This is a genomic window from Cupriavidus sp. BIS7, from assembly GCF_000292345.1.
Taxonomy (GTDB): Bacteria; Pseudomonadota; Gammaproteobacteria; order Burkholderiales; family Burkholderiaceae; genus Cupriavidus.
The window spans coordinates 1-19,540 of record NZ_ALOU01000035.1 but is presented as its reverse complement, the minus strand read 5'-3'; the positions used below and the strand labels follow the sequence as shown (position 1 = coordinate 19,540).

The window sequence follows — 19,540 nt, the reverse complement described above, 5'->3', positions numbered from 1 at the left end:
GGTCAGGCCGACGGCTTTCTCGCGCTCCACGGCAGGGCCTTGCGCCACGACCATCCCATCGTCATGCCGGCCGCGGCCAGCAGGATCAACGTGGCCCCCGCGATCTGCGACGGATACAGGTGGTGGCCAAAGGCCAGCCGGTCTACCAGAATGGCCACGATCGGATAGATGAAGGACAGCGCCCCGGTCAGATGGGTCGGCAGTTTCTGGATGGCGCCATAGAGCAGGATGTACATCAGGCCCGTGTGAACAACGCCGAGCGTGGCCAGCGTTGCCCACGGTGCGGTGCCGCTGGGCCATTGCGCATCGATGTTCATCGGCAGCAGCAGCACGGTGCCGACCACGACGTGGATCAGCGCAATCAGATGCGGTGGGGTGTCCTTGAGCTTCTTTGCGATCAGCGCGGCCAGTGCGTAGCAGAAGGCCGCCCCCAGTGCCAGCAGGATGCCCACCAGGTAGCTGCCGCCCATTGCACCGGATTCGGGGCCGGCACGCACGATCAGCAGCATGCCACCGAAGGCCAGCGCGAGCCATGCGAGCTTGGGCAGCGTCAGGCGTTCGCCCAGGAACAGCGCGCCCAGCCCAACCAGCATGAACGGCTGGGTGTTGTACACGGCCGTGGCTATCGAAATGGATGCCCCCGAGTAGGCCGAGAACAGCAGCAGCCAGTTGGCGACGATGGCGATGCCGCCGGCCACGGCCAGCAGGATCTGGCGGCGGCCGATGCGGCCGGGCCGGAGGTAGCCCCGGGCGGCGCAGACCGGCAGCAGCACGAGCGCGCCGAACGCGCAGCGCCAGAAGACCACCTGCGTGACGGGCCGCCCGGACACCACCACCAGCCAGCCAATGGTGCCCGAGATCACCATCGCCGCAACCATCTCCAGCATGCCTCGCGTCTTGTTGTCCACCGCTATCCTCCTGCAATCCAGGGCTTGAATTCTAGGGGGTAAGTTAGCCAGACGGCATACGGAAATGCAGGCGGGCAGCTACTATTCCTGTGTTTAGTAAGGTGAAAGCGGAAAAATACTTATGTCCCTCGACGATATCGACCGTCGCATCCTGACGTTGCTCCAGCAGGATGGACGCATGCCGGTCAAGGTACTGGCGGAGCAGATCGGGCTGTCGTCGCCTGGCGCGTCCGAACGCCTTCGGCGGCTGGAGGACCGGGGCGTCATCCGTGGCTTCACCGTGGATGTCGAGCCGCGTACGCTGGGCTTTGCGATGCAGGCCATCGTCCGTATCAAGCCGTTGCCGGGCAAGTTGCAGGCCGTGCAGAAGCTGATCGAGGCCATCCCGGAGTTCGCCGAGTGCGACAAGGTGACCGGCGACGACTGCTTTATCGGCCGGCTCTATCTGCGATCCATCGAACATCTCGATCACATCCTCGAGCGAATCACCGACCTGGCCGAGACCAGTTCGGCCATCGTCAAGTCACAGCCTGTCAAGCGGCGCCTGCCGCCGCTATAGGACGCTACAGCGATTGGGCGCAACAATGGGCCCCTGCCGCGCCCCTTCGTCTTATCCACAGAAATTGTGGATAACCCTAGGAGCAACGTGCCAATTGGCGTGAAATCAGGCGACCCGGGCTGGGCTGCTCAAGAAATAGGCAGTTGTGCCCCGGTCATTGCAGCGGGTGCCAGGTCAGCGCATGCCAAGGCGGTCCAGCCGCAGGCGGTGCCGCTCGTCGGTCAGCCTCCAGACCGATAGCCACGCGGCCAGGAACGCTGCCAGCAGGCTGCCGCCCGCCAGCAGGAACATCAGCAGGATCTGGTAGCGCGCGGCGTCGATAGGGTCCATGCCGGCCAGTATCTGGCCGGTCATGATGCCTGGCAGCGTGATGATGCCTGCCGCACCCATCGTGTTCATCGTCGGCATCAGCCCGCTGCGCACGGCCTGGCGCAGGATTGGCCGCAGTGCAGTGTGGCGGTCGTCGCCGAGTGCAAGCCGTGCGTCAATCGCGCTGCGCTGGAGCCATGCCGCGTTGAACGCCGCATGCAGCGTCAGGCTGGCCGCATTCATCGCATTGCCAAGGATGATGCCGGCCAGAGGGATGGCGTGGCGCGCGTCATACCACGGCGTGGGGCGCAGCGCGGTGACCAGCGCCAGCACGGTGATCACCATCGTCGGCACGCTGACCGTGGCAAGGCCGATGAGCCGCTGCGCGGGCCCCTGCAGGCGCCGTTCCTGACGGCTGCCTACCTCGTGCGCGGCTGCGGCGATCATCGCCAGCACGACCAGCAGCGTGACCCACGGCGAGGACAGTGCAAACACGGCACGCAGCGCCAGCCCGACCAGCATCAACTGCACGACCATGCGGATGGCGGTCCACAGCAGCGTGCGGTGGATGTTCAGCGACATGGTCACGGACATCGCCGCGCCCGCGACGATCAGCAGGCTGGCCAGAACCAGGTCGCCGGTGGTCAGGATGATCGGATTCACGCCGCAACGGCCTCCAGTCCAGCGGGGCTCAGGGCAAACTGCACATCGCGCAGGCGTGCCGCCTGCTCGGTATTGTGTGAGACCACCAGCAGGCCGATGCCTTCGGCCATCGCCTCGCGCAGCACGGCTTCCACGGCCAGCGTGGTGTCGCGGTCCAGTGCGGAGGTTGGCTCGTCCAGCAGCAGGAAGCGCGGGCGCCGCACCAGCGCGCGGATCAGCGCCAGGCGCTGGCGTTCGCCGGTGGAAAGGTGGCTGACCTGTGCCGACAGGATGTCCGCGCGCAGCCCGAGCGCCTGCGCCAGCCAGTCGAGCCGGTGGCGGTCGTTTTCGAAATTGTCGAAATGGGCGCGCACGTCGTCGGCCCACCAGCCGGCGTCCGCAGCCACGTAGATGACCTCGCTCCGCCAGGCCGGGCCGCTCATCGCTTCGCGCGCGGTGGCGCCAAGGCGGACGTTGCCGGTATTGGGATCGAGGTCGGCAATCATGCGAAGCAGCAGGCTCTTGCCGCTGCCCGACGTGCCGGAAAGCACCGTGCACTTTCCGGCGGCCACGACCAGCGAGTACGGGCCCCGGCCGTGACCACGCAGGTCTTCGATTTCCAGGTTCCCGTCCATCGGCACGCCACCGCCGGAGCGATGTGCGCCGCCAACCAGGGCGGCGCCGGATGCGGGCATCGCGCTCAGCCTTCGCGATGAATCGTCAGCGGGCCGAACGACTGCGTCACCGGCATCAGTTCCACAAAGTTGATGTTGACGCGTTCCGGCAGCGTGGCGGCCCAGAACACGGTCTCCGCGATGTCCTCCGGCGTCAGTGCGTCGGCGCCTTCATAGACCTTCTGGACGCGGCCCTCGTCTCCGCCAAAGCGGACCGTCGAGAACTCGGTGCCGCCCACCAGACCGGGCGCCACGTCGGTCACGCGCACGCGTGTGCCTTGCAGGTCCGCACGCAGGTTCAGCGAGAACTGATGCACAAAGGCCTTGGTCGCGCCGTAGACATTGCCGCCCGGATACGGATAGGCACCGGCGACGGAGCCCATATTGACCACGTGTCCGCGATTGCGGGCCACCATGCCGGGCAGCACCGCACGCGTGACATAGGTCAGGCCCTTGATATTGGTGTCGACCATGTTGTCCCAGTTGTCGAGATCTGCGGCCTGCGCGGGTTCCAGGCCCAGCGCCAGGCCTGCGTTGTTCACCAGCAGGTCGATCTCGGCGTAATCGGCGGGCAGCCCGGCGATGGCCTTGGCTACGGCATCACGGTCGCGCACGTCCAGGATCAGCGGCAGGACCTTGTCCGCGCCGATGTCGTTGGCCAGCGCCTGCAGCCGGTCCGCGCGGCGGCCGGCTGCGATGATGCGGTGGCCCGCAGCGGCAAAACGCTTTGCAATGGCTGCGCCGAACCCGGCGCTTGCACCGGTGACAAGTACGTTCATGATGGGTCTCCAACGGATAGATGCGAATCTGGCAACGGATACTACACCGTAGCCTGTTGCAGCGCTTCTACCGGGCGCCCGACGCACATGCGGGCGCCGTCACAGGTCGGACCGGACTGGACTCAGTCAGCGCGCCCGGCGATCGGCGGCAGCACGCGCCCCGGATTCAGCAGGTTCTTCGGATCCAGCGCGCGCTTGACCTGCCACATCAGTTCCAGTTCCACCGGCGACTTGTAGCGCGCCAGGTCGTCACGCTTGGCCACGCCGATGCCGTGCTCGGCCGAGATCGACCCGTTCTCCGCATGGGCCAGCCCGTCGACCAGATCGGACACCGGCTTGTACCACTGCGAAAGAAAGTCCTTCGCCGCGCGGTCCTTCGGCCGCAGTGGGTTGAAGTGCACGTTGCCGTCGCCCATATGGCCGTAGATCACCATGCGCGTGGCGGGCTCCAGCGCCAGCACCTCGGCCGAGGCCTTTTCGATGAACTGGGCGATGCGCGAGACGGGGACCGAGATATCGCACTTGATGCTGCCGCCCGTGCGCGTCTGCGCGTCCGAGATCTCCTCGCGGATGCGCCAGAACTTCTGCGCATCGGACAGGCTGGACGCCACGGCCGCATCCACCACCCAGCCGTTGCCAAGGCCGGCTTCCAGGATCTCCATCAGCGTCGCGTTCAGGCTTTCCTCGTCGGCGCCGGAGGTCAGCTCGATCAGCAACATCCAGTCGTGCCGGCCCTCCAGTGGCGACGGCTCGTTGCCGAGGTATTCGAGCACAAGGTCAAGTGCCGGTGCCGAGATCAGTTCGAACGCGGTAACGGCCTGGCCGGACAGCGCGCGCGCTTCGCCAAGCAGCTTCACGGCGGCTTCGGGGCTTTGCACGGCCACGAATGCCACCGCCGTGGACCGCGGCTGCGGCATCAGCTTGAGCACGGCGCCGGTGATGATGCCGAGCGTGCCTTCCGCGCCGACAAACAGGTGCTTGAGGTCGTAGCCGGTGTTGTCCTTGCGCAGGCCGCGCAGCGATGAAAAGATGCGGCCGTCCGGCAGCACCACCTCGATGCCGAGCACGAGGTCGCGCATATTGCCGTAACGCAGCACGGCGGTGCCGCCCGCGTTGGTAGACAGGTTGCCGCCGATCTGGCACGAGCCTTCGGAGCCGATGCGCAGCGGAAACAGCCGTTTGCTGTCATCGGCTGCCGCGCGCGCGGCGGACAGCGTGACGCCGGCTTCCACGGTCATCGTGTCGTTGACCATGTCGATGGCCAGCACGCGGTTCATCCGGCGCAGGCTGATGACCACGGCCGTGCCGCTGTCGTCAGGCACCGCACCGCCCATCAGAGACGTATTGCCGCCCTGCGGCACCACGGGCACGTCATGCCGGTAACACCAGGCCATGACCTGGCTGACCTGTTCGGTGGTCGACGGCATCACCACGAGGGGCGATTTGCCGACGTAGATGCGGCGGTAATCGGTGACGAACGGTTCGGTATCGGCGTCGGCGCTCAGGCAGCCTTGCGGGCCAACAATGGCCTGCATGGCCTGGATCAACGCGTCTTGGGAGGGCAGGGCGGTCATCGTGTCAATCAGTAAGCGGCGCCCGGTGCGCTGATCTGGCCGGCGCGGTCGGGCAGGAATTCGGCGGCCAGCTTGCGGGCCGCGTTGGCGTACATCAGCACGTCCACGCCGGTGGCGACGAACGTGCAGCCGAGATCGAGATAACGGCGCGCAAGGGCCGGGTCTGAAGTCAGCGTGCCGGCGGCCTTGCCGCTTGCGACGATCGTGCGTATCGCGCTTTCGATCTGTGCCTGCACTTCCGGGTGGCCGGGCTTGCCGCGATAGCCCATCGACGCGGCCAGGTCGGCGGGGCCGATAAACACGCCATCGACACCATCGACGGCGCAGATCGCTTCGAGGTTCTGCATGGCAGTCACGGTTTCGGTCTGCACCAGCAGGCAGACTTCGTCATCGGCCACGTCGAGGTAGTCGGTGCGCGCGCTCCATTGCGACACGCGCGCCACGGCGCTGCCCACGCCGCGCACGCCAAACGGCGGGTAGCGCGTGGCGCGCACCAGCGCGGCGGCCTGCTCGGCGGTATCGACCATCGGCACCAGCAGCGTGCGCGCGCCGATATCGAGCAGTTGCTTGATCAGCGCGGTCTCGCCAGCCAGTGCACGCACCACGGGCTGCGAGCGATACGGCGCCAGCGCCTGCAGCGTCTGCAGGATCGTGCGCAAGTCATTGGGCGCGTGTTCGCCGTCGATGAGCAGCCAGTCGAAGCCGGCCGTGGCGCTGGCTTCGGCAAGGTAGGGTGTGGCAGTGGACAGCCAGAGTCCGATTTGCGCCTGGCGCGCGGCCAGTGCGGCTTTGAACGGATTGTGTGCGGGCATGATGTTTCCTGTCAGGCCTCGGTTGTCGAATCGGTTGTCGGGGTGGGCGTCAGCTTGGTTGTCAGCTCGTTTTCAGCTCAACTGGCCCTGGCACAGATACTTCGTATGCATGTAGTCGTCAAGCCCGTGGCGTGAACCCTCGCGCCCGTAGCCAGACTCCTTGACGCCGCCGAACGGTGCCGCCTCGGACGCCAGCGCCCCTTCGTTGATGCCGACGATGCCGGTTTCCAGCGCCTGCGCCACACGCCAGATGCGGCGCACGTCGTTCGAATAGAAGTACGCGGCCAAGCCGAACGGCGTGTCGTTGGCGTGATGCACGACCTCGTCCTCATGCGTGAAGCGGAAGACCGCGGCCACCGGGCCGAACGTTTCTTCGTGCGCCAGCGCCATGTCCGGCGTGGCATTCACGAGCACGGTCGGCGCGTAGTAGTGCGGCCCATCGGCGGTGCGCACGCGTTCGCCGCCCGTCAGCACGCGTGCGCCCTTGTCGACGGCATCCTGCACGTGGCGATCGATTTTCTCGACCGCACGTGCGTTGATCATCGGGCCAATCTGCGCGGCGGCCTCCGTGGCGGGGCCCACGTGCAGCGCGGCCACGCGTGCCGCGAGGCGCTCGGCGAATGCGTCGTGCACGGCATCCTGAACGTAGACGCGGTTCGGGCACACGCAGGTCTGCCCGCCGTTGCGGAACTTGGATGCCATCAGGCCGTCGACGGCTGCGTCGAGATCGGCATCGTCGAACACGATGAACGGCGCGTTGCCGCCAAGCTCCAGCGACAGCTTCTTCAGCGTACCGGCAGATTCGCGTGCCAGATGCTTGCCCACCGGGGTTGACCCCGTGAACGTGATCTTGCGCACGCGCGGATCGGCCAGCCACGCATCGACAACAGCCGGTGTATTGGCGCGCGAGGCCGTGACGATATTGAGCACGCCCGGCGGCAGCCCGGCCTGCTGCGCCAGCCAGACCAGCGCCAGCGCGGTAAGCGGCGTGTCCTCCGCCGGCTTGGCCACGACGGTGCAGCCTGCGGCCAGGGCCGGCGCGATCTTGCGCGCAATCATCGCCAGCGGGAAGTTCCACGGCGTGATGGCGGCCACCACGCCCACCGGCTCCTTGAGCACCAGCATCTTGCGGCCCGGCACCGCTTCTGCCACCACATCGCCGCAGATGCGCGTGGCTTCCTCGGCGAACCATTCGACGTAGGACGCGCCGTAACGCACTTCGCCCGCGCTCTCGTGCATCGGCTTGCCCTGCTCGGCGGAGATGATGCGCGCCAGATCCTGCTCGTTGGACAGGATCAGCGCATGCCAGCGCTTGATCAGTTGCGCGCGATCACGCGCGGTGCGGCGGCTCCACGCGGGGAACGCGGCTGCCGCGGCATCGGTGGCACGCTGGGCATCGGCGGCGTTGCTATCGGGGACTTGCGCGATGACGTTGCCAGTGGCGGGGTCGGTGACGGGGAAGCGGACGCTGGCGTCGCACCAGTGCTCGTCGATGAGGTTCTGCGTGCGCAGGAGGTCGGGATTGGATAGGGTGGTCAGCATGGGGTGGTGGGGACGGGTGGCGTGATTGGATGGTGAAGGGCTGGCCCTCTCCCCCAACCCCTCTCCCGCTGTGCGGGAGAGGGGAGCAAACCGGGGGCAAATCAAGTTCCGTGGGTGTTCTCCCCTCTCCCGCCTGCGGGAGAGGGGCGGGGGAGAGGGCCAGCGCATGAAGCGCCAAAGGGGTTAGCTCACGATCCCCACATGCCAGGGCACGAATTCGTGATCCCCTAGGCCAAGCAATTCGCTCTTCGTGCGTTCGCCCGATGCCGCACGCAGGATGTGTTCGAAGATCCGTTCGCCCATCTGCGCCACGCTTAGTTCGCCATCGAGCACCAGGCCGCAGTTGATGTCCATGTCTTCCTCAAGCCGCTGGTACATCGGCGAATTCGATGCCAGCTTGATCGTCGGCGCGGGTTTGGAGCCGAACATCGAGCCGCGCCCGGTGGTGAAGCAGATCAGGTTGGCGCCGCTGGCGATCTGGCCCGTGACGGCCACGGGGTCGTAGCCCGGCGAATCCATGAACACGAAACCTGCCTTGTCGATCGGCTCCGCGTACTCGTAGACGGCCTGCAGCGGCGTGGTGCCGCCCTTCATGGCCGAGCCGAGCGATTTCTCGAAGATATTGGCCAGGCCGCCCTGCTGGTTGCCGTGTCCGACCACGCCATTGAACTGCGCGTTCTGTCCGGCCGTATAGCGTTCCCACCAGGCCAGCCGGTCCAGCAGCTTCTGGCCGACCTCCGGTGTCACTGCGCGGCGCGTGAGCATGTATTCCACGCCGTGGATCTCCGGTGTTTCCGAAAGGATCGCCGTACCACCGTGGCGCACCAGTATGTCCATCGCCGCGCCAAGCGCCGGGTTGGCCGTGATGCCGGAAAACCCGTCGGAGCCGCCGCATTCCAGGCCGATCTTGATGTGGCTGGCGCTGACCCGCTGGCGCGTGTACGCATTGGCGGCGGGCAGCATCTGTTCGACGGCGCGGATGCCTGCGGCAATCGTCGCGCGTGTGCCGCCGGTGTCCTGCATCACCATCGTGTGCAGGTTCTCGCCCGGAATGAGCCCTTGCGATTCCACCAGCGAAGCCACCTGGTTGCGCTCGCAGCCCAGTCCGACAATCAGCACGCCGGCAAGGTTGGGGTGACGGGCATAGCCGGCCAGCGTGCGGCGCAGCAGATCGAAGTGCTCGCTCGGCGACGACATGCCGCAGCCGCTGCCCTGCGCGAACGCCACCACGCCATCGACATTGGGATACGCCGCCAGACGCTCGGCCGTGAAGTGCTCGGCGATGTGCTTGATCACCGTGGCTGAGCAGTTCACCGACGACAGGATGCCGATGAAATTGCGTGTGCCAACGCGGCCGTCCGGGCGCACGTAGCCCATGAACGTGGCGCGATCGGCGTCAGGCACGTAGTCCACCGGGCGGACATCCGAGCAGAATGCGGGGTCGCGATAGTAATCGACGAGCCTGAGGTTGTGGCTGTGCACGTGCTCGCCGGGGGCGATGTCTCGATCGGCCACGCCGATCACGGTGTCGTACTTGCGAACCTGTTCGCCGCGCGCAATCGCGCGTGCGGCAATCTTGTGTCCGGCTGGCACCTGCGCGCGCACGCGCAGGCCCAGGTCTGCCAGTTGCTGGCCCAACGTCAGGTCGCCCCGGGCGATCAGGACGTTGTCGTTGGCATGCAGGCGAATGACGGGTGTGGGGGCGGTCACGGTGCTTTGTCCTGGTTAGCCCTGCTGCAGCATTTCCTTGAGCTTCAGGCGCTGGATCAGCTGGGTTTCCTGGTCGTAGACGGCGGCCACGTACTTCTTGTACTCGGGGCCGTCCAGGTACATCACGGGCGCATCGATGCGCGCGGCCACGGACTTGAATTCGGGGCTTGCCACGGCGGCGCGGAACGCTTCGCGCAGTTTCATTTCGATCGCATGCGGCAGCCCCTTGGGTGCGCCGATGCCGTTGGGCGCTTCCACCACGACGTTGTAGCCGAGCTCCTTGAGCGTTGGCGTGTCCTTGAAGCGCGGCGTGCGCGCCTCTCCCCAGGTGGCCAGCAGGCGCAGCTTGCCGGCTTCCACATGCGGCGCCCACGAGCTTGAATCGGCCAGCAGGTCCACCTGACCGGCCAAGACATCCTGCAGCGCCGAGGCGCCGCCCTTGTACGCGATAGCGTTGAACCTGACACCGGCGGCCAAGGCGAACTGCTCCATGCCGACGTGAGTGGCGCCGCCGATACCGGCATGGGCGTAGGTGATGCGACCCGGATTGGCCTTGGCAGCCGCGACCACGTCAGCGAGCGTCTTGAAACGCGAGTTGGTCGGCACCGCGATGCCAAAGGTCTGGCCCGACGTACGCGCCAGATAGGTCAGCTCATTGCGGGGATCGAGCTGCAGAATGCCTAGCTGCGAGAAGCGCGTGACCGAGATCGGGATCTGCCCGATCGTGTAGCCGTCCGGCGTGGCGCGCGCCAGTGCCTTCGTGCCGATCATGCCCGAAGCGCCCGCGCGGTTCTCCAAGACGATTGATTGCCTGAGGATGCCTGACGCCACCTGGCACAAAGCGCGCATCGACTGATCGGCCGTGCCGCCCACGGGCCACGGGCAGATAAATGTGATCGGGCGGTCCGGATATTCGGCTGCGGCACGTGCCGTACGCGGCACGATCAGGCCGGCCGTGCTGGTGGCGGCAGCGGCGGTGGCGGCAGCGCTGCCCAGCAGCAGGCGGCGGCGCATCGGGCTGGTGGGGTTGCCTTGCGTCATGGTGTCTCCGATGTTGTACGGTGCGAAACTGGTGCTCTGCCAGTCGCGTTGCCAGCGATTGTGGGCATCGGGACCATAACAATCCAATCAAAAATTGGCATTGCTTCATAACCATATGGTTGGGTAGACTCGGCGCCATGGCCCATATCGATCGCGCGCTTCGCTCTAACATCAAGTTGCGTCACCTGCAGATGCTGGTGGCGCTGGACGAGTTTCGCCACCTGGGCCGGACCGCCGAATTCCTGGCTGTCAGCCAGCCGGCGGTGTCCAAGGTGCTGGTAGAGGTCGAGAAGATGATGGGCATGGCACTGTTCACGCGTTCCACGCGCGGCACCGAGCCGACGCCTGCCGGCGAAGCGCTGGTGCGCTTTGCGCGCTCGGTGCTGGCCCAGTATGAAGTCACGCGCGACGAGATCGAGGCGGTGGCCAGTGGCGCATCGGGGCGTGTACGCGTGGGTTCGATGGGCGCGACGCTTCCGGTGCTGCTGGCCGGGGCGGTTGGGCGGCTCAAACAGCAGTCACCGCGTGCCACGGTGCTGATCGAGGAAGGCGACCTGACTCACCTGCTGCCGCGACTGCGCCTGTCCGAACTCGACCTGATCGTCGGACGGCTGGAGCCGGCATATGCGGCGCCGGACCTGGTGACAGAGCCTCTATATGACGAGCCGATGGTCGCCATCGTCGCGGCCGGACATCCACTCGCAGGCAAGGCTCGCCCCGGTTGGGCTGATCTCGCGCGGAATCCACTGGTGCTGCCGCCGCCGTGGGCGTCGCTGCGCGTCAAGATCGAGCAGGCGTTCTTCCGGCACGGGTTCGAACCTCCAGTCGACCTGATGGAGTCCTCGTCCTATCTGGCCGTGACTACTTTCGTGGCGCAGCGGCAGGCCGTGGGTTTCGTGGCACGCACCGTGGGCCGGCAACTTGAAGCGGAAGGGCGCTTTCGCGTGCTGGCGATGCCGGTGGAAGTGGACCTGCCCCCGGTGGGCCTGATTACCCTGCGCGACCGCCGGCTGGCGCCAGGCGCGACGCAACTGATGGCGTGCCTGCGCGCCGAGGCTGGTGAGATCGACGGCGGCCAGCCTGACGTAGGACGCAACGCAGGACGCAACGCAAAACGCGACGCCAAACCTCACACAGCAGCGAAGACGTAATGACTGATGCTTCCAGAACCTCCCGCAAATCCGAAGTGATCGTGCTTGGCGCCGGCATCGTCGGCGTATCGACGGCGCTCGCGCTGCAGCAGCGCGGCCATGCGGTGTGCCTGATCGACAGAAAGGCGCCGGGGCGTGAGACTTCGTACGGCAACGCCGGCATCATCCAGCGCGAGGCCGTGCGGCCCTATGCGTTCCCGCGTGCATGGCAGGCCATCCTGCGCGTGGCAGCGCGCCGCGGCAACGATGTCCACTACCACGTGCGCGCGCTGCCATCGCTCGTTCCCGCGCTGGCGCGCTACTGGCGTGCGTCTGCGCCGCAGCGCTATGAAAGCACGGTGCAAGCCTATAGCGCGCTGATCCGGCATTGCATCGACGAACATGCGCCGCTGATTGAACGCGCCGGTGCGCAGGACCTGATTCGCAAGACGGGCTGGATCGAGGCCTATCGCACGGCGTCAGCGTTTGACGAAGCCGCGCGCGACGCGAAGACCGTGGCGGCCGCGCACGAACTCGGCTATGCGTTGCTCGACGGCGCGGCGCTGGCCGACGCGGAGCCGGCCCTTCAAACGGCGCTGGCCGGAGCAATCCACTGGCTGGACCCGTGGACCGTGACCGATCCGGGCGAACTGGTGATGCGCTACGCGGCGCTGTTCGAACGCGAGGGCGGGGTGATCCTGCGAGGAGATGCCGATACGCTGCGCGCATCAGGCAGCGGCTGGACCGTGCGGACGTCGGCGGGTGATATCGATGCCGAGCAGGCCGTGATCGCGCTGGGGCCGTGGGCGGCGGGACTGACGCGGCGGCTCGGCTATCGGCTGCCGTTGTTCGTCAAGCGCGGGTATCACCGTCACTATGCGGTGGATGCGGAGGCCATGCCGACGAAGCCGCTGCTCGACGCCGAGAACGGCATCCTGCTGGCGCCGATGCGGCAGGGTCTGCGCCTGACCACGGGCGCCGAGTTCGCGCATCACGACGCACCGCCCACGCCGGTGCAGTCCGCGCGCGCCGAAATGCTTGCGGGCGATCTCGTCAGGCTCGGCGCTGCGGTGGAGCCGCAGCCGTGGATGGGCGCCCGGCCGTGCATCGCCGATATGCGCCCGGTAATTGGCCGCGCACCTCATCATGCCAACCTGTGGTTCCATTTCGGCCATGGTCACCAGGGGCTGACGCTGGGCCCTGCCACCGCGCGGCTGCTGGCGGAACTGTTCGACCGCGATCAGACCTATGTCGACCCTGCGCCTTATGACCCCCGAAGGTTTGGAGCGTAGCGGCGTGCGCCCTTGCTGACGCTGTATCGCGCAACATTCATGGCGTCCGCGTATGCGTCGCTTGTCGCTTGCTTGTCGCGTATGCGTTGCCCGCGCACGGCTTCATGCGCAGCGAGCGATGCGGTCTGACACACTCGTGCGGATAGTCATCGATATCTGATCCTGCTGAGTCAATATCTGAGCGTATTGGACGCGCGCGGTTTCATCCGTGCGCCTTCACATTCCTCACGCATCTTGTACCCTGAAATGGCTGCGCTCCTGCAGCAGGAGGTACGTGTGATGAAGAAGAATCGAATGCTTGCGATGGCATGCGGCACATTCGTTGTGGCGATCAGTGCCGCGCACGCACAGATGCAGGCCCCGAATCCAAATCCGACTCCCGGGGCGAATCCGTCTTACTCAGATAGCCCGGGCAAATACGATCCATATTCGCAGGGCATGAATCAAGGTAGTACCAAGTCCAACCTTAATCCTTCGACGACACCGGCCAGCCCGATGGACCCGGGAGCGCCGCCGCAAGGCATGAGCCCGCAGACGACCTATCCCGGTGGGATGACGCAGGATCCGCAAAATTTCAACACGGGCGGCCATGTCTATGACATTCGCAACCCGTACTTCCAGGGCGGCTAGGAAGCCGTTTCAGAGTGATTTGTGCTGGCGTGCTGGTGTGCTGGCTAGGGCTTCGATTTGAGCCCACGGCGTACATTGACGGCCTCGCCAAGCATGTCCAGCACCGCCACCGAGTCATCCCACCCGATGCAGGCATCCGTGATGCTTTGTCCGTATGTCAATGCGGGCAGGCTGTGCACGCCAGGGGTGAACTTCTGTGCGCCGGGAACCAGGTGGCTCTCGACCATGACCCCGAAAATGGCTTCGCTGCCGCTGCTCACCTGTTGCGCCACGTCGCGCGCGACATCGATCTGCCGCTGGTGCTCCTTGTTGCTGTTGGCGTGGCTGCAATCCACCATCAGCGAACTGCCCAGCCGCGCAGCTTCCAGTTCCCGGCAAGCGGCTGCCACGGACTCGGCATCGTAATTCGGAGTCTTGCCGCCGCGAAGGATCACGTGGCAGTCCGGGTTGCCCTTGGTATGTACCGTGGCCACCTGGCCGTTCTTGTGCACGCCCAGGAAGTGATGTGGACGCGAGGCGGCCTGGATGGCGTCGATGGCAATCCTGATGTTCCCGTTAGTACCATTCTTGAAGCCAATCGGCGCGGAAATGCCGGAAGCGAGTTCCCGGTGCACCTGGCTCTCGGTTGTACGCGCACCAATCGCGCCCCAGCAGATCAGGTCACCAATGTACTGGGGCGAGATCACGTCCAGGAATTCGCCGGCCGCTGGCAATCCAAGTCGATTGATATCCACCAGCAGGCTGCGTGCAATGCGCAGGCCCTCGTCAATGCGATAGCTTTCGTCCAGATAGGGGTCGTTGATAAGCCCTTTCCAGCCCACCGTGGTGCGGGGTTTCTCGAAGTACACACGCATCACGATCTCCAGCGAATCCTGGTAGCGCTCGCGCTGCACCGCCAGGCGCCGCGCATATTCGAGCGCGGCCTGCGGGTCGTGGATCGAGCACGGCCCCATGATCACAAGCAGACGGTCATCCTTGCCGTGCAGGATGCGCGAGATGCGCTGGCGCGTGTGCGTGACCAGGGCTTCGACGGGCGTGCCGCGGATCGGGAAGAAACGGATCAGGTGCTCGGGCGGAGGCAGAGGGATGATGTCTTCCACGCGGGCGTCGTCGGGCACGCTGGTTCGATCGGGTGGCGCCTGCCAACCTTCGGCGATGGTCGACGGGGACCGCTGTGAATCATTCATGGCTAACTCCTGGGGTATTGAAAGAATGGAAGGCACCTGATTCGTGGCACACGCTGACCCGTTCACCATTCAGCCGCACGTGCTCGTCATTCACCAGCAACGCGGTCGAACGGTCATTGTCGAACGCGACGTTTAGCGCTCGCGTGACGCTGGGTTCCTCGATGGGAAGCTCCCAGGTCAGGAATAGCTGTGTGCAATCCTGATCTGCCGGGAAGTCTGTCGCATCAAAACGGACGCTGCCGCGCCGCACTACGCCATGCGGCTGGCAGGTATCGAAAATCAGCACCGTGCCCCGGCTCAGGGGGATTCGAAGATCGAGCAACGGAAAGTACACGTCCTGCCCCTTGTCCTCGCTCAGGAAGAGATTGCAGAAGGCCGCCCCACCGTACTGCTCGCCGTCATGGTGGTACCGGGCGCCGCGGCAAGCCATCAGAGCGACGTCGCATGAGGCAAGCAGGCCTTGCAGTCCAAGCGTGTTCGTCCAATCGGACACCGCCTGCACGCACTGCGAGTACTCCGGCCAGCGAACACGCGCCCGCGCAAGCGGCATCACCTCGACATCGCCAGCTTCCAGGGCCATGCGGGTCGATATCTCCCTTGCCCAGTCGGCGAGCAGTCGCACGGGCGGCATGGGTATGTCGACGCTGCCTGACAGCACAATGTCACTGACACGCCGACTGCGGATGGCATCGCCACTCCAGAAATAGGACGTGAGCAGGTTCCGGGCCTGAGGTTGTTGGGGATTCTGGCTCATTTGCAGCAGTGTAATGCGGCTGCCCCGGTCTTCTTGCCGGCGGGCACGCCGCCCGCATCCATGCGCCGCACAGTATCAGCCTTGCTCCCAGGCACTGCACCATCCCTTCGCCGCGACACTCTTGTCGCCAAACAGCACGCAGCCACCGGCAGCGCTGGCCGCATCACCCTGATAGAGCTGGCAGTTGGCGCAAGTCTGGGATGGCTTGTGGTTCGGGTATTTCTGCTGGTCGACCCTGGAGGAATCGGCTTTGTAGCCGAGCTTGAGTGCCTGCGGCTCCTGCTCGTCCAGCACTGTGGCGGCGAGCGCTTGTCGACCGCAGAGGACCGCTGTACTCAAAACGCCGGTAGTCAGCGCAAGCGGAAGGTAGCCAAGGAACTGTCGTCTGCGCGGCACGGAAGGGCTCCTTTGTGGGGGCGGCAGGCATGTGCGTGCCACAAGGGGGAAGGTTACAGGCTTCTCGGTGTGCTGAGTAGGCTGGTCGCCAGAAGGCGGGACAGGGCCTTCGCCGTGCGATGCGATCGCCAGAATTCCTGGTGTGCTGTGGGGCGCTCATTTTGCATGCCGACCTCCTCGTGAATTGGCTACGGTAAGGCCGGCCCCAGCGTGCGCAGGGTGCTATGGCCTTTCAGAGTCCCCATCGACCGGCACGTCCCGCTGCGGCTGCCCGTCATAGGTCCAGATGAACTGCCGCGGAATCGGTCCCTTGTTGCGGCCACCCTGTTGGGTTTGCTCCCATGCATGGGACAGGATGCCGACCGAGCGTGACAGGCAGAACAGCCCGCGCGCGAGCGGTGCCGGGAAGCCCAGTTCCGCGTAGATGACTGCTGTCGCGCCGTCGATGTTCATGGGAATCGGCTTGTCGCGGCCCGCGCCAAGCGCCCGCTCCACGGCGCGTGCAATGGCCGCGTATCGTCCCGATACCACGCCGTCGTTGGCTGCCTGATCCACCAGCGCCAGCAGTCGTGGCGCACGTGGGTCCAGCGGGTGGAAGCGGTGGCCGAAGCCCGAGACGAACTTGCCGTGCAGATCGCGATAGTGCGCAAGGCCGGCGGCTACGGCATCGTCAAACGGCGTGCCCGCGTCGAAGCGCCGTGCGATGTCCTGATAAAGCTCGACAGCCTGCTCGCCCGCACCACCGTGCACATCGCCAAGCACGTTGACCGCCGATGCCATCGCATTGTTGAGCCCCACGCCGCAGGTGGCGGCCATGCGCGCAATCGCGATGCTCGGCGCCTGCGGGCCGTGGTCGACGGCGGCCATCAGCGCCGCGTCCAGCAGTTCGCCTTCGCGCTTGCCCGGCAGATCGCCACGCAGCATCAGCCAGATCATCTGCGCGAACGACACGTTGCCAATCAACTGCTCGATCGGGTAGCCGCGATAGCGGATCTCGCCCGGCTTCATGTCGATGATTTCCGTGCGCCACCAGTCCTGCGAGGCCTGCTGGCCGGCGTCGATCGATTCGCTTGTGGCGCTCATAGTGCGCGCTCCTGTTTCAGGGTTTCGATATCGGCGGCGTCATAGCCAAGCTCGCCGAGGATGTCGTCGGTATGCTGGCCAAGCTGCGGCGGCGGGGTATCCACCGACGGTGCCTGGCCGTTGACCTTGAAGCCGGTGCGCACCAGCCGGATATCGCGGCCGACGCCGGGCACATTGGCAAACGCGCCGATCATGCCGCGGTCGCGCACCTGCGGGAGTGCAAGGGTGTCCGGCACGTTCAGCACCGGGCCGGCCGGCACGCCCGCTTCATTGAGCAACTGCCACCAGTCGGTGGCGGACTTCTTCGCCAGTTCGGTTTCCAGCTCGGCCGTCAGCGCCGCGCGATTCGCCAGCCGTGCCTGACGTTCCGCAAAGCGCGGATCGACGGCCAGTTCGGGGCGGCCCACCACGCGGCACACGGCCTCGAACTGTTCCTGCTTGTTGGCGGCGATATTGAGTGGGCCATCACCGGTGCGGAATGTGCCGGAGGGGCTTGCGGTCATGTTCTCGTTGCCCATCGGCGACGGCGCCTTGCCCGCGATCAGGTGGTTCGAAACCACCCAGCCCATCGTGGCCAGCGTGGCTTCGAGCATCGACACGTCGAGGAAATACCCCTCGGTGCGTTCGGTATCGGCCAATGACGCGGCGATGGAGAAGGCCGCAGTCATGCCGCCAATTGTGTCGGAGACCGGATAGCCCACGCGGTACGGCGCGGTCTGCGCATCGCCGGTGATGCTCATCACGCCCGCCATGCCCTGGATGATCTGGTCGTAGGCGGGGAGGTCGGACAGCGGGCCGTCCTGCCCGAAGCCTGAGATCGCGCAGTAGATCAGGCGCGGGTTGACCTGCCGGAGTTCTTCGTAGCCCAGGCCCAGGCGCGTCATCACGCCGGGGCGAAAATTCTCGACCACGACGTCGGCGCTCTGCACGAGCTTGCGGAATACTTCCTTGCCGCGCGCATGCTTGAGATTGATCGTGATCGAACGCTTTCCCGGGTTCTGTGCGAGGAACGACACGCCCATCAGCTTGCGGTTCAGTTCGGCATCGGCGCCAAGCTGGCGCGCAAGATCGCCGGTGCCGGGCGTTTCCACCTTGATGACCTCGGCCCCCATATGGGCGAGCTGGTGGCAGCAGAAGGGCCCGGCCAGCACGTTGGTGAGGTCGAGCACGCGGACATTGCGAAGCGGCTTTTGCATGTGAGTCTTGCCTGGAATTTAGTCTACGTGGGCGCCGGAATCGCGCACGATCGTGCCCCAGCGCGTGTGCTCGCTCTTGATGAAGGTGCCCAGGTCCGCCGCCGAGCCGCCGCGCGGTTCGCTGCCTTCTTCACGCAGTCTGGCGACCGTATCCGCATCCTTGAGCGCCTTGTTGACTTCCGCATTCAGGCGCGCGATCACGTCCGCCGGCGTGCCGGCCGGCGCCACCAGCGCCTTCCAGTCTTCCGCCTGGAAGCCCGCGTAACCCTGTTCGGCGACAGTCGGCACATTCGGCAGCAGCGCCACGCGCTTGACGGACGTCACGCCCAGCGCGCGCAGCTTGCCGGCCTTGAGCATCGGCATGGCAATCGGCGGCGTGGCGAAATAGAAGTCGGTCTGGCCGCCCATCAGGTCTGTCAGCGCAGGCGACGCACCCTTGTAAGGCACGTGCAACGCCTTGAAACCCGCGCGCCGCTGGAACATCTCGCCAGTCAGGTGGCCCACGGTGCCGGTACCTGCCGACGCCATCGACAACTGCTTGCTCTTGCCCGCCGCCACAAGGTCAGCCAGCGTCTTGTACGGGGAATCCTGGCGCACGATCAGCACCACCGGCTGCGCTGCCACCAGCACCACCGGCGCGAAATCCTTGACCGCGTCATACGGCATCTTCGGATAGAGCGTCGGGTTGATGGCCAGGTTGGCGGTCTGGCCCATGCCGATCGTGTACCCGTCAGGACGCGACTTGGCCACGGCGTCCAGCCCGATATTGCCGCCCGCACCGGCACGGTTCTCCACCACCACGGTCCAGTGCGTGGAGGTGCCGATCTTGTTGAAGACCAGGCGCGACAGCACGTCGGTGCCGCCAGCCGGCGGGAACGGCACGACCAGCCGAACTGGCTGTGCCGGGTAGGCATCGGCGGCGATTGCCGTGGCGCTTGGCAGCGCAGCAGCCGTGGCCACGACGATCAGGCCGCACAGCATCGCGCGACGGGCGGAGGAGGTCTGGCGGGTCACGGTCATGAGGGTCTCCGATTTTTAGGTTCTATACAACAGAACAATGATCTTAAAGAAGGAATGCATCGGAGAATAGGAGCGTGGCGCCGGGATGTCAAGTTGGAGGCAGCGTGGTTGGCTATCGGAACGATCGGGGGTGTAGCTGTCTCTTGAGACGGCAGATGCGCGAATGCCTACCCGCTCATCACCGCCCCGTAAATCGCAAAAAATTCAAATGAAGATCAGTAGGATCGACGCAACTCACATTAATACGAAATATTAAATTCGTGCTCTCATCGGCACTAAAACGGAGTAGCGTGCGGCGCTGG

At 65.7% G+C, this 19,540-nt stretch carries 19 protein-coding genes; 4 read left to right on the top strand and 15 right to left on the bottom strand.

Features of this window, described 5'->3' with window-relative positions:
* Nucleotides 1-2: 2 nt before the first annotated feature.
* The gene (locus tag B552_RS0112730) at nucleotides 3-908 is read right to left on the bottom strand and encodes a DMT family transporter (RefSeq protein ID WP_019449407.1); all 906 of its coding nucleotides are present in this window, start codon (nucleotides 906-908) and stop codon (nucleotides 3-5) included.
* Between the two features lie 121 nt (nucleotides 909-1,029).
* On the opposite strand from B552_RS0112730, the gene B552_RS0112725 reads away from it, so the two are divergent.
* Nucleotides 1,030-1,467 (top strand): Lrp/AsnC family transcriptional regulator, encoded by a 438-nt coding sequence (locus B552_RS0112725; protein WP_019449406.1) that lies wholly within the window; start codon nucleotides 1,030-1,032, stop codon nucleotides 1,465-1,467.
* A gap of 174 nt (nucleotides 1,468-1,641) precedes the next feature.
* Here B552_RS0112725 and fetB read toward each other — a convergent pair whose 3' ends face one another.
* The 8 genes from fetB to B552_RS0112685 form a co-directional block, all read right to left on the bottom strand.
* Entirely contained in the window at nucleotides 1,642-2,439 is a 798-nt protein-coding gene (fetB, locus tag B552_RS0112720) for an iron export ABC transporter permease subunit FetB (RefSeq protein ID WP_019449405.1), read from the bottom strand.
* Entirely contained in the window at nucleotides 2,436-3,113 is a 678-nt protein-coding gene (locus tag B552_RS0112715) for an ABC transporter ATP-binding protein (RefSeq protein ID WP_019449404.1), read from the bottom strand. Before B552_RS0112715 ends, fetB begins: the two co-directional genes overlap by 4 nt.
* Before the next feature lie 5 nt (nucleotides 3,114-3,118).
* Entirely contained in the window at nucleotides 3,119-3,871 is a 753-nt protein-coding gene (locus tag B552_RS0112710; protein WP_019449403.1) for an SDR family NAD(P)-dependent oxidoreductase, read from the bottom strand.
* 122 nt (nucleotides 3,872-3,993) lie between these two features.
* Entirely contained in the window at nucleotides 3,994-5,445 is a 1,452-nt protein-coding gene (locus B552_RS0112705; RefSeq protein ID WP_019449402.1) for an FAD-binding oxidoreductase, read from the bottom strand.
* An 8-nt stretch (nucleotides 5,446-5,453) separates the two neighbouring features.
* The gene (gene hpaI, locus B552_RS0112700; RefSeq protein WP_019449401.1) at nucleotides 5,454-6,257 is read right to left on the bottom strand and encodes a 4-hydroxy-2-oxoheptanedioate aldolase; all 804 of its coding nucleotides are present in this window, start codon (nucleotides 6,255-6,257) and stop codon (nucleotides 5,454-5,456) included.
* 72 nt (nucleotides 6,258-6,329) lie between these two features.
* The gene (locus B552_RS0112695) at nucleotides 6,330-7,799 is read right to left on the bottom strand and encodes an NAD-dependent succinate-semialdehyde dehydrogenase (RefSeq protein WP_019449400.1); all 1,470 of its coding nucleotides are present in this window, start codon (nucleotides 7,797-7,799) and stop codon (nucleotides 6,330-6,332) included.
* Nucleotides 7,800-7,982: 183 nt separating this feature from the next.
* Entirely contained in the window at nucleotides 7,983-9,509 is a 1,527-nt protein-coding gene (locus B552_RS0112690; RefSeq protein ID WP_019449399.1) for an altronate dehydratase family protein, read from the bottom strand.
* 15 nt (nucleotides 9,510-9,524) lie between these two features.
* Entirely contained in the window at nucleotides 9,525-10,550 is a 1,026-nt protein-coding gene (locus tag B552_RS0112685; protein ID WP_019449398.1) for a tripartite tricarboxylate transporter substrate binding protein, read from the bottom strand.
* A gap of 137 nt (nucleotides 10,551-10,687) precedes the next feature.
* Between B552_RS0112685 and B552_RS0112680 the strand changes: the two genes are divergently transcribed.
* The 3 genes from B552_RS0112680 to B552_RS0112670 all read left to right on the top strand — a co-directional run bounded on the left by B552_RS0112680 (nucleotide 10,688) and on the right by B552_RS0112670 (nucleotide 13,602).
* Nucleotides 10,688-11,701: a LysR substrate-binding domain-containing protein gene (locus tag B552_RS0112680; RefSeq protein ID WP_019449397.1), complete on the top strand. Its 1,014-nt coding sequence runs from the start codon at nucleotides 10,688-10,690 to the stop codon at nucleotides 11,699-11,701.
* The gene (locus tag B552_RS0112675) at nucleotides 11,701-12,972 is read left to right on the top strand and encodes an FAD-dependent oxidoreductase (protein WP_035879788.1); all 1,272 of its coding nucleotides are present in this window, start codon (nucleotides 11,701-11,703) and stop codon (nucleotides 12,970-12,972) included. Before B552_RS0112680 ends, B552_RS0112675 begins: the two co-directional genes overlap by 1 nt.
* Nucleotides 12,973-13,251: 279 nt before the next feature.
* Nucleotides 13,252-13,602, top strand: a complete 351-nt coding sequence (locus B552_RS0112670; RefSeq protein WP_157160247.1) for a hypothetical protein — start codon at nucleotides 13,252-13,254, stop codon at nucleotides 13,600-13,602.
* A 44-nt stretch (nucleotides 13,603-13,646) separates the two neighbouring features.
* Here the strand turns inward: B552_RS0112670 and B552_RS0112665 are convergent, their stop codons facing one another.
* The 6 genes from B552_RS0112665 to B552_RS0112640 all read right to left on the bottom strand — a co-directional run bounded on the left by B552_RS0112665 (nucleotide 13,647) and on the right by B552_RS0112640 (nucleotide 19,199).
* On the bottom strand, nucleotides 13,647-14,789 hold the full coding sequence (locus tag B552_RS0112665; protein ID WP_019449394.1) for a 3-deoxy-7-phosphoheptulonate synthase: 1,143 nt from the start codon (nucleotides 14,787-14,789) through the stop codon (nucleotides 13,647-13,649).
* Nucleotides 14,782-15,543 (bottom strand): hypothetical protein, encoded by a 762-nt coding sequence (locus B552_RS27470; RefSeq protein WP_019449393.1) that lies wholly within the window; start codon nucleotides 15,541-15,543, stop codon nucleotides 14,782-14,784. Before B552_RS27470 ends, B552_RS0112665 begins: the two co-directional genes overlap by 8 nt.
* A 75-nt stretch (nucleotides 15,544-15,618) precedes the next feature.
* The gene (locus B552_RS0112655; RefSeq protein WP_237718204.1) at nucleotides 15,619-15,897 is read right to left on the bottom strand and encodes a high-potential iron-sulfur protein; all 279 of its coding nucleotides are present in this window, start codon (nucleotides 15,895-15,897) and stop codon (nucleotides 15,619-15,621) included.
* A 264-nt stretch (nucleotides 15,898-16,161) separates the two neighbouring features.
* Nucleotides 16,162-17,022 carry a citryl-CoA lyase gene (locus B552_RS0112650; protein WP_019449391.1) on the bottom strand — a complete coding sequence of 287 codons (861 nt, stop codon included), beginning with the start codon at nucleotides 17,020-17,022 and terminating at the stop codon, nucleotides 16,162-16,164.
* A complete protein-coding gene (locus tag B552_RS0112645) occupies nucleotides 17,019-18,218 on the bottom strand; it encodes a CaiB/BaiF CoA-transferase family protein (protein ID WP_019449390.1) in 1,200 nt (399 codons plus the stop codon). The genes B552_RS0112650 and B552_RS0112645 overlap by 4 nt, the downstream gene beginning before the upstream one ends.
* An 18-nt stretch (nucleotides 18,219-18,236) precedes the next feature.
* Nucleotides 18,237-19,199, bottom strand: coding sequence for a tripartite tricarboxylate transporter substrate binding protein (locus B552_RS0112640; protein WP_051003559.1), 963 nt, complete (start codon nucleotides 19,197-19,199; stop codon nucleotides 18,237-18,239).
* Between the last annotated feature and the right edge of the window lie 341 nt (nucleotides 19,200-19,540).